This window comes from Salipaludibacillus sp. HK11 (assembly GCF_047795645.1).
Lineage (GTDB): Bacteria > Bacillota > Bacilli > Bacillales > Salisediminibacteriaceae > Salipaludibacillus.
Genome location: NZ_CP181045.1, coordinates 4,681,283 through 4,696,923 on the forward strand (window position 1 = coordinate 4,681,283; position 15,641 = coordinate 4,696,923).

General features: G+C 35.0%; 15 protein-coding genes. All 15 read left to right on the forward strand.

Annotation, left to right across the window (positions count from 1 at the left end; translation table 11 throughout):
• Positions 1–532 precede the first annotated feature (532 nt).
• Positions 533–2,527, forward strand: coding sequence for an ATP-dependent nuclease (locus ACM26V_RS22140; protein ID WP_416148936.1), 1,995 nt, complete (start codon positions 533–535; stop codon positions 2,525–2,527).
• Positions 2,517–4,286 carry a UvrD-helicase domain-containing protein gene (locus tag ACM26V_RS22145; protein WP_416148937.1) on the forward strand — a complete coding sequence of 590 codons (1,770 nt, stop codon included), beginning with the start codon at positions 2,517–2,519 and terminating at the stop codon, positions 4,284–4,286. Before ACM26V_RS22140 ends, ACM26V_RS22145 begins: the two co-directional genes overlap by 11 nt.
• A gap of 470 nt (positions 4,287–4,756) precedes the next feature.
• A complete protein-coding gene (locus tag ACM26V_RS22150) occupies positions 4,757–4,987 on the forward strand; it encodes an SHOCT domain-containing protein (protein WP_416148938.1) in 231 nt (76 codons plus the stop codon).
• 52 nt (positions 4,988–5,039) lie between these two features.
• Positions 5,040–6,605 carry a recombinase family protein gene (locus ACM26V_RS22155; protein WP_416148939.1) on the forward strand — a complete coding sequence of 522 codons (1,566 nt, stop codon included), beginning with the start codon at positions 5,040–5,042 and terminating at the stop codon, positions 6,603–6,605.
• On the forward strand, positions 6,606–7,037 hold the full coding sequence (locus tag ACM26V_RS22160; RefSeq protein ID WP_416148940.1) for a recombinase: 432 nt from the start codon (positions 6,606–6,608) through the stop codon (positions 7,035–7,037).
• Positions 7,024–8,595 (forward strand): recombinase family protein, encoded by a 1,572-nt coding sequence (locus ACM26V_RS22165; RefSeq protein ID WP_416148941.1) that lies wholly within the window; start codon positions 7,024–7,026, stop codon positions 8,593–8,595. Before ACM26V_RS22160 ends, ACM26V_RS22165 begins: the two co-directional genes overlap by 14 nt.
• Before the next feature lie 270 nt (positions 8,596–8,865).
• Entirely contained in the window at positions 8,866–9,273 is a 408-nt protein-coding gene (locus ACM26V_RS22170; RefSeq protein ID WP_416148942.1) for a hypothetical protein, read from the forward strand.
• A gap of 34 nt (positions 9,274–9,307) precedes the next feature.
• Positions 9,308–10,288 carry a hypothetical protein gene (locus ACM26V_RS22175; RefSeq protein WP_416148943.1) on the forward strand — a complete coding sequence of 327 codons (981 nt, stop codon included), beginning with the start codon at positions 9,308–9,310 and terminating at the stop codon, positions 10,286–10,288.
• A 101-nt stretch (positions 10,289–10,389) separates the two neighbouring features.
• Positions 10,390–10,593 carry a hypothetical protein gene (locus tag ACM26V_RS22180; protein ID WP_416148944.1) on the forward strand — a complete coding sequence of 68 codons (204 nt, stop codon included), beginning with the start codon at positions 10,390–10,392 and terminating at the stop codon, positions 10,591–10,593.
• Complete coding sequence (locus tag ACM26V_RS22185) at positions 10,586–11,029, forward strand: hypothetical protein (RefSeq protein ID WP_416148945.1); 444 nt, start codon at positions 10,586–10,588, stop codon at positions 11,027–11,029. The genes ACM26V_RS22180 and ACM26V_RS22185 overlap by 8 nt, the downstream gene beginning before the upstream one ends.
• A 415-nt stretch (positions 11,030–11,444) precedes the next feature.
• On the forward strand, positions 11,445–11,759 hold the full coding sequence (locus tag ACM26V_RS22190; protein ID WP_416148946.1) for a hypothetical protein: 315 nt from the start codon (positions 11,445–11,447) through the stop codon (positions 11,757–11,759).
• A 102-nt stretch (positions 11,760–11,861) separates the two neighbouring features.
• Positions 11,862–12,698 (forward strand): hypothetical protein, encoded by an 837-nt coding sequence (locus ACM26V_RS22195; RefSeq protein WP_416148947.1) that lies wholly within the window; start codon positions 11,862–11,864, stop codon positions 12,696–12,698.
• 284 nt (positions 12,699–12,982) lie between these two features.
• Positions 12,983–13,840 carry a hypothetical protein gene (locus ACM26V_RS22200; protein WP_416148948.1) on the forward strand — a complete coding sequence of 286 codons (858 nt, stop codon included), beginning with the start codon at positions 12,983–12,985 and terminating at the stop codon, positions 13,838–13,840.
• A gap of 455 nt (positions 13,841–14,295) precedes the next feature.
• Positions 14,296–14,919 carry a hypothetical protein gene (locus ACM26V_RS22205; protein ID WP_416148949.1) on the forward strand — a complete coding sequence of 208 codons (624 nt, stop codon included), beginning with the start codon at positions 14,296–14,298 and terminating at the stop codon, positions 14,917–14,919.
• 262 nt (positions 14,920–15,181) lie between these two features.
• Positions 15,182–15,634, forward strand: a complete 453-nt coding sequence (locus tag ACM26V_RS22210) for a PIN domain-containing protein (RefSeq protein ID WP_416148950.1) — start codon at positions 15,182–15,184, stop codon at positions 15,632–15,634.
• Positions 15,635–15,641 lie beyond the last annotated feature (7 nt).

Sequence of the window (15,641 nt, forward strand, 5' to 3'; positions counted from 1 at the left end):
TATAAGAAAAATCTCAGTTCATTGAACTAACAGGATCGGTTATCGGAGACAAAACTGAAAATAGCAACCTAATTAGACGACTAAATCGCAAGTCTTTTAGTCGTCTTTTGTTTGTTGTTAAATCAATGGAATAACGTCATTTAACAGTAAATTAACTACTTAATTAACATACGAAATCACTGGATGACAATAAATATTGTCAAGACTCTGATAACACTGCTAATACGTACGTTAAAATGGATGGTAATTAAGGTGTGATTTTACTTGTAGAATAAAGAAAAAACAGGATTTTGTCATTATATGTTAAAATTAGATTATAGAAAATAAAGAGTTTGTGAAACGGTGTACTTAAAGTATTGGGGAGTTTAGTCGAATAAAAAATTTTTAATTTGTTCCTCAAACGGGGCCAGATTGCGGAAGAGGTTGCCTTATCTGCTTTAAGAAAAATTGATAGATATTTGATAGATTGCACCAAATATTTACAAAATTAGCTATAATTAATGTTATCATTGCGGAGAAGAGGATAATCAAAATGTATTTAGACAGTTTAAGGTTATGGAATTGGAGAAAGTTTGCTGAAGGTCAAAATGGTGAGTGTGGAGTGGAAATTCAATTTAACGATGCACTTAATGTACTTGTTGGGGAAAATGACTCCGGGAAAACAGCAATAATTGACGCAATTAAGACAGTTCTATCTACAAATAATCAAGATTTAAATTGGGTTACAGAAGATGATTTTTACGAGGATAGTAAAAGCCTTAAAATAGAATGTATTTTTCGAGACTTAAGTCAAATAGAAGAAGCCTTCTTTTATGAATGGTTAACAATAACCCCAGAAAAAACTCACCTTCGAGTATTAATGGAGGCTGAAATTTATGAGGATATTAATAAACAGAAGAAGGTTAAAAAGATAGTAAAAGCTGGTTCAGATAATTTAGAAAGTGGTATGGAAGATATCGCCAGACAATTGTTGACAGTAACATATTTAAAACCCTTACGCGATGCGGCTTCTGAATTAAGTCCAGGTAAACGTTCTCGAATAGCTCAAGTTGTCAAGAACTTAAGTGATTTCACTGATGATAGTCCTGAGCAGAAGCAAATTATTGATAGTTTTACAAATGCTTTTGATGAATTAAAAACATTCTTAAATGAACCTGTACTAAGAAAGATTGGTACAACGGTTGATAATTTTTTTGAGGATAATAATAAAAAAGAACCAGAAATCAAAAATAAAGAAATGAGCTTTGTTGAAATCTTGAGAAAACTCGAATTGAATTTAGGTGAAGTGGGAACAGGATTAGGAAGTTCAAATTTATTGTTTATGGCAGTTGAATTGCTATTATTAAGTGAATCAGAAGTTGGACCTAAAATAGCCCTTATAGAAGAAGTAGAAGCGCATATACACCCACAGGCACAGTTACGCGTTATAAAGCATTTTGAGAAGAATTCAAATACAGGTATTCAATACATATTTACATCACATAGTCCAGTTCTCGCCTCGTCAATAGCTCTTGAAAGTATAATCTTTATTTATAATAAAAAGGCCTATCCAATGAAAAGAGGATCTACCAAATTAATAGAAGAAGATTATGAGTTCTTAGAACGTTTCTTGGATGCAACCAAAGCTAATATGTTTTTTGCACAGGGTGCTATTTTTGTTGAGGGAGATGCTGAGAACCTACTACTACCTGCTATAGCGGAAGTTATTGGACGACCTTTACATAGATATGGTGTATCAATTATAAATTTAGGAAATCTTGCGTTTAAGAGATATACATCTATTTTTCTAAGGTCTAATGAAAATAAACAATTGAATTTTCCGGTCTCAATAATAACTGATCTTGATTTAAAGCCAGTTGATTATTATGACGAGCCTTGTTATATCAAGATAGATGAAAGAGCGAACAGGGCAATTGCTGACCTATACAACTGTGATAACTCAAATAGTGAATTCGAGAAATTTTATGTCAATTGTAAAGATGTAATTAATAAATCTAAAACATTATATGGTAATAAGATAAGAGAAAGTCTATCAGGTACTGAACTAGACAAAAAATTAGAAGAGATTAATTCACAGATTGTTGAAATTTTAAAAGGCGTAGAGCCACAATTTGATGAGTTTAAAGATAAAATTACAACAGATATTAAGGAAAGATATTTCAATGATGTTGAAAAAACAAAGGTTTTTATTTCAAAGCCATGGACTTTAGAGCACTCAATTGCCTTAAGTGAATTAAGTGGAGATTTTGAAAATGTTCTATTGGAATGTCACTATATTCAAGAGATAAATCGAATTAATAAAAAGAAAGAATGGGAAGCGCATTATGATCAGTTTACCAGGGCAACAGCTGTTTATAATTTTTTATTAGAAAAAGAAGTTTCAAAGGCGGTTGTAGCGCAACAATTTGCAAAACATTTGTTAGATAACAAGTCTAGGTTAAAAGAAGTGTTGCTCTCAGATGATTCGATAAAACATATTATTAATGCTATTTATCATGTAACTGGAGGAGATGATAGTGCAAATTAAAGACGGAGACTATAAACTAGTCGAGAAAATTTTACTAGGGGATGGACAATTTAATAGTAAGCAAAGGGAATTTATTGATTTGAATGAGTCAAAAACGATTGTTGCAGGACCAGGAGCAGGAAAGACTACTGCCTTGGCTGCAAAGATAGCACTGTTACTTAAGAACTTAAGTTCATCAAATAGCAAAGAGGGTGTATGTATTATTACACATACAAATGTTGCTGTTAATGAAATTAATAATGTTCTAAATAAAGCCGGTGTGGGTAATGTTAATCATCCTCATTTTATTGGAACAATCCATGAGTTTTTCAATCGTTTTTGTGTTATTCCTTTCTTTAAATATAAATTCAAACATAACAGCTTAATAATTGATAAAAAACATCAAAGCGATTTTGATTATTATATAACTTTTCTAGGGCGTAATTATCCTTGGATGAGTAAACCACAATTTAACGGTGTGAAAAATGCTATTGCAGAAAGAATACAAGATAGTGAATTAATTTTAGATAAAGAAAATAACACTGTAGATTTATTTAACTCTACTAACTGGGACAAATTTGAGAAATATAAAGTGAAAATGTTAGAAGCTAAATATTCTAGAAAGAAACAAGGTTTTTTAACTCACGAAGATACTTTTTTATTTTCGAGTATATTTTTACTAGAAAACCGATTTAAAGCGGTTTTGAGGAATCGTTTTAAATATGTCTTTCTAGATGAATTTCAAGATACAACACCAGCTGGCACCGAATTACTAGAAAAACTTTTTGGAACTGAGGATAATATTTATCAAAAAGTCGGTGATCCGTATCAAACTATTACCTATAATCAGCCAATGCCAGACATTGACGAACAACAGGTATTTAGGCTAAATATAACCAATCGTTTTGGAAATGAAATTGCAGAACATCTGAATATAATAATGCCAGATGCAAATATCCAAACATACCAATGGAAAAGGTCGATTTCACCAGTTATTCTATTATATAAAAATGAAGAAGAAATCTACCCGGAGTATAAAAAAATAATAAAAGAATATGAGAAACTAGACCAAACTTTTAATGAAAGTTCAAAGGAGGACAAAGTTCTTGTTTTGACTAGAGCTTGGTCTTCTATAGTAAAAAAGGGTGTACCATATTCAGAAAAGAAACAAGTTAAATTAAAATCTGTAAATTATATCCTGAAATCTTTAATTATAGACTTTATTGTTAAAAGAATAGTGCTTGTTGAAGAGAGTCTTTCTGAGGCGAAGTTGTGGATTAATAATCATCATAAACTTATCCAACTCAATACTATATTAATTAATGTAATAAAAAATGGTTTAACTGGAACTATTAAAGATGAATTAAAGAAATTGATCAATGAATTATTGCAAGAAAAAGGTGCCGTAAGTATTAATGTAAGAAATAATATATTTAATCAAGTTGAAGCAATTTTTTTTAATCGACAAGCATCAAAAGCTGAGAAAAATACAGATGACATTTTTACTATTCATTCAGTAAAAGGTGAAACATTGAGATCAGCTTTAGTAGTCGATTTTGATGATAAACCATTAACCAATATTTTATTACATAGATATCGTGTTAATGACAATGAGAATTATTTATATACACATCATAATTTGATATATGTAGCTATGAGTAGAGTTACACATTTGTTTGTTTTTGCAATGCACATTGATGTGTGGTCTCATAAAGTAAAAGAGAAATTAGAAACTAATTGGGTAATTAGAGAACCTGAAGTAGAAACAGCTGTAAACTAAAAATTCATATGAGGATATTCAACAAACAGGCGCGATTGTAGCATAAGCGTCCGTTTTCTTAATGAACTAAAGGGGAAGCAATAGTTGAAGAAGAGAAAATTAATATGAACAAAAGCACCTGAGCGAATCAGGTGCTTTTTACATTGTTAAAATGGTCGTGATTTTAATTTCATTTTGCATGTCAATTAAGGAGTTATTTGCATTGTTTTTTGGAAAATTGTCCCCCAAAACTGAACCCGTTATCATTGAACTGAGATTTTTTTAATTTGAATTACATATGTAACTACAAAATACGGTGCAATTAGTTATGCAAATTTAAACACATTTAATAGTGTAATTTCAAGTTTTGCGATAGGCAACGAAATCCGTTAGCTCTTCGGGTTCTTTTTTTTGCCTTTTAGGGGTTCGATTCACGGTGTTTTTTGGCATATAGGTGCAGGAGTTTCCTGTAGAAATGGAGGTCAACCTATATGCACGTTACAAAGATTACAGAAAAGCAAAGCCCTCTGACTAATTCAGATCGAAAGCCCTTAAGCCTTGAACAGCTTCAAAGAGAGTTTGATTACCATAGGGCTGAAAAGCTGCTCCGTAAGATGCTTGAAAAAGAACTTCTATCTGATGAGGAATTTTTCAAAATTATGCTACTCAACCGTAAATCTTTCTCGCCTTTATTAGCACAGCTAATGCCCGATAAACCTTGATATAATGGGCACTCAGAGGTAACATGTGACATACCGAAAGGAAGTGAATTTGGTGAGAAAGGTGACGCAAATAAAAGGAAATAAAAGCATAGCAGCCATAAAGACCAAGCTACGTGTTGCAGCTTATGCCAGGGTTTCAACAAACAATGCAGAGCAGCTGGTAAGCTTAGAAGCACAAAAGCATCATTATGAATCCTACATTAAAGCGAATTCTGACTGGGAGTTTGTAGGGATTTATTACGACGAGGGGATTCCAGGGACTAAGAAAGAAAAGCGAACGGGACTGCTTAGGCTTATCTCTGATTGCGAAAATCGAAATGTCGACTTTATCATAACTAAATCCATCAGCAGATTTGCTAGAAACACAACAGACTGTCTTGAGCTTGTTCGAAAGCTGACTGACCTTGGAGTGTTCATATATTTTGAGAAGGAGAATATTAATACTCAGTCAATGGACAATGAGCTCATGTTAACTATTTTAAGCAGTCTGGCTGAGAACGAGTCCATTTCAATGTCCGAAAACAATAAATGGTCTATCAAAAGAAGGTTTAGAAATGGAACCTATAAGCTTTCCTATCCTCCCTACGGATACGATTATCTGGACGGTCAGGTAATTGTAAATAAAAAGCAGGCAGAAGTTATTAAACGAATATTTGCTGACGCTTTGTCTGGGAAAGGAACACAGAAAATAGCAGAAGAATTAAACGCGGATGGCACTCCTACCAAAAGAGGTGGCGGGTGGTCAAATAGCACGGTTCGCGGCATTCTTAGCAATGAGAAATATACCGGTGATTTACTTTTACAAAAAACCTACACAGATGAGACTTTTAGTAGACGTACGAACAAAGGTGAACTGGATCAGTATTTTATTGATAACCACCATGAGGCCATCATAGGCCATGATGATTTTGAAGCCGTAAATCAAGCAATCAAACAACGCGGTAAAGAAAAAGGCATAAAGGGAGGTAGCAGTAAATATTTAAACCGCTATCCCCTCTCTGGGAAAATTAAATGCGCTGAATGCGAGAGTACCTTTAAACGCAGGAATCATGGATCGAGTAATAACAAATATACTGCATGGTGCTGTTCGAAACATATCTCCAATATCGAAGAATGCTCCATGGTTTATATACGAGAAGACAGAATCCATCAGGCTTGTGTAACCATGATAAATAAGCTGATCTTTTCCCAAAAAATTGTATTAAAACCACTTTTGAAGAATATGAAATCCACAAATTATACAGATAACCTTGTAAAAGTCCAAGAGGCTGAGTCAAAGATAGAAGAAAACACAGAGCGGCTTAAGGTACTGGTAAATCTTATGACTAAAGGGTATCTGGAGCCTGCTCTTTTTAATGCACAAAAGAATGGACTGCGTTTGGAAGTTGAAAAGCTAAAAGAAAAAAAGGATGCTCTCTATCGTTCAATCAATGGTGGAATGAACAGAGTGACAGAACTACAACAGCTCATAAAATATACTTCAAAAAAAGACCACATTGAGAGATTTGACGAGGACATATTCGAACAGTTTGTTAAAAGGGTGATTGCATTTTCACCAACTGAAATAGGATTCGAACTTAAATGCGGTATTACACTCAGAGAAAGGATGGAGAGATAAATGCAACATGTACCTTATGGTTATAAGATCCAAAATGGAAAAGCGGTCATTGACCAGTCAGCAGCATCACAACTTCGGGAATTATATCGCGCTTATCTCTCGGGACTTTCACTTAGTAACGCTGCCAAGAAAGCTGGTATAAAAGGATATCATTCATCGATCTCCAGGAGGCTTACAAACAAACGATATCTTGGAGACGAATATTACCCCAGACTTATTGAAGATGATACTTTCAAAAGGGCTGAAGCTGAAAGGTTAAGGCGGGCGCAAATGCTTGGAAGAATCAGAGAACCATCGTCTAAGGAAGAAAGTATAAAAAGGTTCCGGTTCTCCATGCCGACGCCTGAACAGGTTTATAACGATCCTTTTAAGCAAGCAGAGTATGCTTATAGCCTGATAGAAAGCGAGGTGATACAAGTTGGCGCTGAATAGAAGTGTTACGGTCATACCCGCACGTGCTCATAACAGAAATAATGACAAAGAAGAAGCCAAACCGAAACTTCGAGTAGCCGCTTACTGTAGGGTTTCAACAGATAGCGAGGAGCAGGCATCCAGTTATGAGGTGCAGGTGCAGCATTACACCTCCTACATTGAAGGTAATCCTGAATGGGAGCTTGCAGGAATCTTTGCAGATGATGGGATTTCAGGAACCAACACTAAAAAACGTGAAGAGTTTAATCGAATGATTGAAGCGTGTATGGAAGGCAAAATCGATAAGATTATCACCAAGTCAATCAGCCGGTTTTCCAGAAACACGCTGGATTGCTTGAAATACATTAGGCAACTCAAGGATAAAAACATCCCGGTTTTTTTCGAGAAAGAGAATATTAACACAATGGACTCCAAGGGTGAAATCATGCTAACCATCATGGCTTCCCTTGCCCAGCAAGAGAGTCAGTCCCTAAGCCAAAACGTGAAACTGGGAATTCAGTACCGTTACCAGCAAGGTGAGATTCAAATCAATCACAACCGATTTTTGGGATATACCAAAGATGAAAACAAGCGATTGGTGATTGACCCTGAAGGTGCGGAAGTAGTAAAGCGTATCTTTCGGGAGTACCTTGAAGGAGCAAGTCTTCAGCAAATTGCTCGTGGATTGGAAGCTGACGGATATTTAACTGCAGCTAACAAGACGAAGTGGAGACCAGAGACGATTAAGAAGATATTGCAGAATGAAAAGTATATCGGAGATGCTCTGCTTCAAAAAACTTACACCGTCGATTTCCTTTCCAAGAAGCGGGTAGTCAATAATGGTATTGTTCCGCAATATTATGTTGAAAATAGCCACGAGCCCATCATCCCACGTGAAATTTTCATGCAGGTCCAAGAAGAAATGGTAAGACGAGCCAACCTTTATACAGGAAAGAACGGGAAAAAGCGTGTCTATAGTAGTAAATATGCTTTGTCTAGCATTGTGTACTGCTCAGAGTGCGGTGAGATATACAGACGGGTTCACTGGAATAATCGAGGTTGCAGATCCACCGTGTGGAGATGCGTTAGCCGACTCGAGGAAAAGGGTTCTGACTGTACTTCCCCAACGGTGAATGAAGAAGTGCTAAAGGGAGCGGTGCTAAAGGCCCTCAACGAGATACTGGCTGTTAAAGATACTTTCCTTTCAACTTTGAAGGAGAACGTTGCTATTATTTTAAATGAAGAAAGTAGTAAAACCACAAATGACATAGATGAAAAGCTGGATGAGCTTCAAAAAGAACTTTTAAGACTGGCAAATTCCAAAGCAGATTACGAGGAAGTTGCGGATGAGATATATCGGTTGCGGGAACTGAAGCAAAGGGCACTGGTTGAAAATGCAGAGCGTGAAGGAAAAAGGCAACGAATCGCTGAAATGATCGATTACTTGAATGAACAATCCAGCGAGTTAGATGAATATGATGAGCAGTTAGTAAGGCGGCTTATTGAAAAAGTTACGGTACATGATGACAGAATTGAGGTGGAATTCAAATCTGGCATGAGCGTTGGTGTAGATAAATAGAAATGAGTAAAGAAAAATCATTACCATAATACGGCACCTTGCAGAAATATAGGGTGTTTTTATTACGTTTATGAGTAAATACAAAATTAGTTATGAGTATCTATAAAATACAAATATATATGGTATAATTTTCTAAATAGCGAATATAAAGGCGGTGTGTAAATAGTAGATAAAAGTGTAACTTTTACGGTTGATGTAGATGTGTACGAAAAATTCTGCATTGCATTGAATTTAACGAAGGAAACACAAGATACCGCAGTGGAAAGCTGTATGCGTTGGTACATTGCTAAAACTTTTGAAAAGGCATCACAGACATATAATCCAAAATCAGTGGCAAGACAAAACGAGGATTCAAATAAGGATTTTTACGGAAAAGCAATACAACGAATCCCGGTATGGGCTGTAAAGCCGAATCAATATAACCATAAAATCCTCCGTGCTTATTTTAAGGCAGTGGCTGCCACAGGTCGTGCTTCCATAGACATGATGGAACGCTTATGTAGTGACGAAAACAACTCGGAACTGTATGTACCGACTTTTAAGAATAATTACTCACAGATGAAGTTGGATGGACCTAAGAGCCACGGTAAAGTATTTGAGGATGATGGCGAGAGTGTATGGATTTGGAGCGAGGTCGAAGCAGTTCTCATGAAATATAAAACTAGTTTTTGTAATTAAAAGGGGCAAAGAGGAAAGTAAAGGGGGTTGGACTTTGGATATAAACAAAATGAAAGTTTTATCATATGATGAGCTGCGCTCTTTATACAGAGAATTCTTACATAGCCAGAACATTTCAAAACTAACAATCAATACTGCTTACACAGACACCTTCTACCTTTGGAGGAAAGGGAGCAAAGACCTGTTCTGGAATGCAGTGACTGCTACTGATTTCGAGAATGGGGCAAAGAATTCATTAATAAAGGCTCTTTCTGAGAACTCGACCGGTAATGTTAAATCACTTGTTAATAGTTATATGTCTCATCTAAGAAGGTTCCGTTTATTCTTAGCTTCTGATGGAACTGCCGAACCATCAACGCCTAATCAGGAGAATACTGCTGATCGTACATATACTCGTAAGAAAAAAATGGATGTTAATGTTCCTGATCCATCAATTGAGCAGGTTGAGTTTTATCTTGCTAAGTGGGATGGTCTTGAGAATTACTACCTGCAGGAGGAAGCACTTAATAAACTGTTCTTTGAGCTATGCCCAAAGAATACAGACATTATCGATGTTCTTTTGAAGGCATCAACGCTTAATGACTTTTATAGTACGAATATTTTCTCAATCTATCCTGTGGCTAAGCACATATGCGCTCTGGACATTGATTCAAGACTTAAAGCAGGTGATGTTAGCCTAGTTCGAGATATCCAGTATGTAACTATCGGTGATTCAGAGAGAAATTTTTACTCTTTTGCCACAAAGTATTGTAGCCATCACAATCCACTCGATTATCCGATTTATGACAGCTATGTCTATGAGGTGCTTCGCTATTTTAGGAATCGTGATAGTTTCTCAGATTTCCAAGATGACGATTTGAAGGCCTATATTAAATTCAAAGGTGTACTTATTGATTTCCGTGCTTTTTATGGCTTGGATAAATATAACCTGAAGCAAATTGACCAGTATGTTTGGCTAATTGGGAAGGATTACTTCCCGAAGAACTACGGAAAGAAAAGAAGGGGAGATAAGTAGTTATGAAGATTCATTATTTCCAGAGATACCACGAGAAAGAAAATGTTGCTACAGCAGATACGATGCTATAGAGGAAGAGAAGTTGAGAGGAGAGAAATTTTATGAATAAAGAAATCCAAAATGAACAGGGATTGGAAAAAGTTTCAGAAGATAAGAATGGAATTGTGACTTGGATAAAAGCACATAAAAAGCAGCTTGCTCTCATTGGAATAAGCATCCCTACACTTATTGCTATCGTGCTTGGATTGAAGAATAAAGATGCTATAGAGGAAGAGAAGTTGAGAGGAGAGAAATTTTATGAATAAAGAAATCCAAAATGAACAGGGATTGGAAAAAGTTTCAGAAGATAAGAATGGAATTGTGACTTGGATAAAAGCACATAAAAAGCAGCTTGCTCTCATTGGAATAAGCATCCCTACACTTATTGCTATCGTGCTTGGATTGAAGAATAAAGATGCTATAAAAGAATTATTTGATAATTTGAAAGATGAGATAGAAAAAGCAAATTTTTATAGTAGTAAATGGTTTGAGAATGCAACAGATGCAGAGCTTGATACAGCAAGAGAAAAAGTAAGACTAGACTATTGCTCATCAGGTGATGATTTTAAAGCGGCTTGTAGCCTACAGAACTTACTTGGAAGATTTGATAAAGAGATGAGTAAAAGAGCATGGGGCAATGAAACTCCACATGCACCAAGTATTCATCGTGAACACGGATGGTATTTATCTAACGATGACTAAAAAGAGCAGAAACACTAAATAATTGTAAGAAGTCCTACTTTGCTTTATCTTTCAATATCCGCATTAACACCGGATTTGAATTCCACATTGAAGTGGTCATCGAAAATGGTGATATTTGTATCATTCTTGGGGAGAGGATTTCATAAAATTCAGTAAGCAGCGCTGGCTGCTGATTTATGAAATCGTGCATCTCCATGATATTAAAAGAAAGAAGAGGAGTTAATAGATATCGTAAATGACACATCTCCTTTTTGTATTTTAAAAATTTGTCCGAAATGGCACAGTTTTTTAGTATTTTAGCAAAAAGTATGACAATACATATGAAGTGTTTCGACAAGTGACAGGCACCTGAAACTAATGATGAAGTTGCTGATGAGATATATCGGTTGCGGGAATTGAAGCAAAAGGAAAAGTAATGAGCGGTGAAACATTATGGAGTAGAGTTATTTCAGGACTTTCTTCTTCAGGAGAAGATCTGCAAACTACAACTGGTCTTTGGTTTAGTAGGGCTTCAGTCCAAGGAGAAAAATTGTACATCGACAGCACTACTGAACGTACACCATCCTGCAATCTATCGAAGCAAAGGTCTATATCAAAGAAGGATTTTTTATTTGTTTATTCCTACTATGATCGTTGGGTGAATGGGGAGACGGGAGTTAGACATGAGGTCACCAGAAAATTAAGAAACACTGCGTATATTTTTTCCCTGATTAGTCGATTTGCTGACTGATAGCGTTTTATTTTTAGGTCTTAAAGAGGATTTATGGGCGATGACTCCTGATTGGCATTTAGATGTCTAGCTCTATAGTAATTTTGTTTAGGGTGGTTTTTTATGCTTAGTATTGAAGAGTATATTGCACGCAGAAAAAAAGAAGACAAGCTTAATGAATTTGATCTTGATGCACGTACTCAGAATATGAAAATATGTGTAGATTATATCTTTGAGTATTTCAATAACTATCTTAACACCACTGAAGCGGAAGAAAAAACAGTGCTTCACAGCGATAAGCTGGAAAAATATCGTAAACAGTTAGATGAATATGAGCCTGAAGTTAGAGATTGGGCTGTTAGTATGTATGATGAATATGGAAAGCAGGTCAACAAGTATATAGGGAATATGTTGAAGGAGGATGAGCTGTTTTTTCTTTATAATACTGACAGCGAATTTAGGAGTGTTTCATATGACTGCTATACTAAACTCATTAAGAAGCTTCCATTTCTTAAGGAGCAGACGGAAATGCTTTTTCTATTTATCAAAGACTATCATAGGGTTCAAAGCCAAAAACATTTTGTATTTGCCCTGCCAACAATAACTGAAGAGATTAGTGATTGGCTCGAAAAAACTTGGGTGAAGCATCAAGTAAATCTTGCTGCATTTGCTTTTGATTGGATTAACAGATTTCATGATAATGAAGATATCTGGCCTACTTCACATAGGAAAAAGAGTCAGACTTCCTTTAGGAACTACGACTATGATTATAAACAGAAAAGCAATCTATTTAATCTCAATTCACTCTATAGAAAAATGCCGAAGAAACCATTCATAAAAGGAAAAAAGCAAGAACTAGAAATGCTATTTATGTACTATTGGCTACATGACATGGAAGGCGATAATGATTATTGGCAGGAGTATTTAGAGGCAGTCTTACCAGCCTTAAAGAAGGAATAGTAGATTACAGCTACTATAAGGATAAGTTAAGAAAAATGAAAGCAAATCCTAGAGATAAGCTGGTTTAGAAGTGCTCTACTTGTGAGTATAATTTTGGAGATGCGCGCGCCGGGCATGGTATTAGAAAAGATAGTAGTGAGGATACATATGGGGTGCCAATAGAAGAAGCAGATAAAATGTTTCCTGCTGGTTGTGATGACTATGGGGTTTTGCTGGATTCTTTTATTGAGCAAGAAAAGCTGAATGGGAGATAGGATATAATTTCTTGAGAGGAAGATAGATAAATGAAACAATATTATGCTGAAAGAAATGGACTTATAAAAAATTCAATATCATTATCTGAAGATGAACTTATAAGTTTCTTTGTACAAACTTATCAATATTTTCATAGTAAAGAATATTTTAAATGTGCAACAAAAGGAGTATGGCGCTCAATTCCTTATTCGAATGATGAAGAGCTGATAATTCCACCCTCTTTGGCCCCTGCTCCAGAAGTTTTTTTTGCTACTCGTTTGCAGATTACACAGGTATGGCCAATATATGAATATGCCGAAAATTATACCGAAGAAATATTATTTACAGTCATTGAGATATTATATGACCATATAGCGATTTATGATTACAAGAAAAATGAATTAATTACAGAAGAACCAAAAGCTGAATTTGCCGAATACATAAACAATATCTTAAGAATGTATAATGGTGGATACTACATCGAGCCCACGAATGGTTTTATAATGAAGTTGCCAAATGAAACCTTGAAGCAACAACTTTCGTATGATGGAAAGGAAATGCCTAATGAAGTTTTTGAGCAATTATCTACGGCTTCTTCAATGTATTATCGATTTGATGCAAATTTAGAAACGAAGAAAAAGGCAATAAATTTATTAGCAGACATTTTGGAGAAAGAACGTGAGTATGTAAAGAATCTATTTAATGAAGAATATGAAGTGCCAAAAAACGAACATGATAAGTTAATATTTGGTATTGTTAATGGTTTTAATATTCGGCATAACAGAGCTGATCAAAAGACAGATTACAGTAAGGAAATATGGCACGATTGGATGATGCAATACTATACAAGTGTAATTATTGCTTTTTATAAACTAAAAACAAATAAAGAAATTGAGAAACTTTTCTAGTTTGAATTTGCCCTTATTTGCTTACGTGGGAACTTATATATACCTTGATATGTTCCCTCATACCTTGGTTTCTAAAAAAGCAGCAGATAACCGATTGATATGTTCCCGCGAACGTAAGGTTCAAAAAATAGCTCAAGACATCAATGGCATCAACTCAAGCCATGTGGAGTGCTGTGCTTTGATTGAATTGAAATAGCTTGGTATCAATTGGTATAGTAGAATTTAGTATTCGACAAGTGCCAGGCACCATACATTCAAAAGAAGAAAGACAAAAACAATGGGTGCCTGATCCCAAGTGCTGTAAAGTTATACCGTGCTGGGGGTCAGGTGCTTTTTTCAAGGAGCGTTCCTTTAATAAGGGACGCTATTTTAACGTTATTAAAAAGGGAATTAATGTTAAAATAAAAAGTGGGATTAATTAACAAAAATACAAGTGAGGTAGATAAGGAGGATATATGAATTCAAAAAGGAAAGTGATCGCTGTCTGTGGTTCAAGTTCAGGTGTTGGAAAAACAACACTCGTTAATCATCTAGCAAGTAGTATACCAAATACAAGTGCGTTCTACTTTGATTCTTACGAAAGCACAACGATTTATCCGGAGAAAATGTTTCAAAAATTGGTGGTCGGTGAAGAAATCAATCCAGAAGAGATTAGAAACGATGCGTTTTATGAAGATTTATATAAACTGAGTTACGGAGGATCAATAGTAGATCCAACGAATCGGGTTATAGAGCCTGCAGATTATCTAATAATTGAAGAGCCATTTGGAAACCTTCGATTTGGGATGAAGGAACTCATAGATTATGTCATTTGTATTAATCTACCTTTTGATATTGCTCTAGCACGGAGATTAGTTAGGAACTACAGAGAAAATTTTAATCATCTGTTATACGAGGAAAGGGAGGCATTAATTTTAAAGCATCTTGATCAATATCTCCACGGAGGTAGTATTGGCTACAAAAAGGTTTTTAGTTGGGTTTCTGGATGTTCTGACATAATCATAAATGGAATGAAATCGACTGAAGAACAAGGAGAGGACGTAATAAATGCATTACATAATGCTAGTTTGCTTCGTTAAAAGTTCCTTTTAGGATCTTTTATGAGTTTGCAAATTTATAAGTAAGGGGTGAAACGGAATGGAATTAGTAAGTGGGAAGATGACGAGTAAAGGACAAATAACAATTCCGAAAGCTTAGAGAAAAGCTAGGTTTAAGTGAGGATGACCAATTCAAATTTTTAATCGATAAAGATGAAGTGAGAATAGAACCAATTAAGAAAAACAATTGGTAGAGTTACTTCTGTTGAGGAAATTAACGTTGAAAAAATGAGAGGAACTGCTCATGAAGAAGCCTCTAAATACATTCTATCAGAGGAATTTAAGGATGAATAAATTTCTAATTGATACAAATGCTCTGATAAGATTGATAGTTAAGGATGACCCAAATAAATTTAATATTATAGTGAAGCTTGTAGAGAAGGTAGAAAAAAATGAATTAACTTTAGTAATCCCTACTGTAGTAATTGCTGAATGCTGTTGGTTACTAAAGTCTTTCTATAAATTAGATAAACGCAAAATAACCGAATATTTAATAGATATAATTGAATCTGAGAATGTTGAAGTAGAAGAAGGTAATGTAGTCAATGCGCTAAAAATGTATTCAGATAAGAATGTCAATTTTGCTGATTCTTTAATTTCTAGTAAATCGAATAGTAAACTTCCTGTATTAACTTGGGATAAGAAAGATTTAAAAAAATTGGACTGTGAATACTACAGGCCAGAAGAATTATTGTAGTTGCATA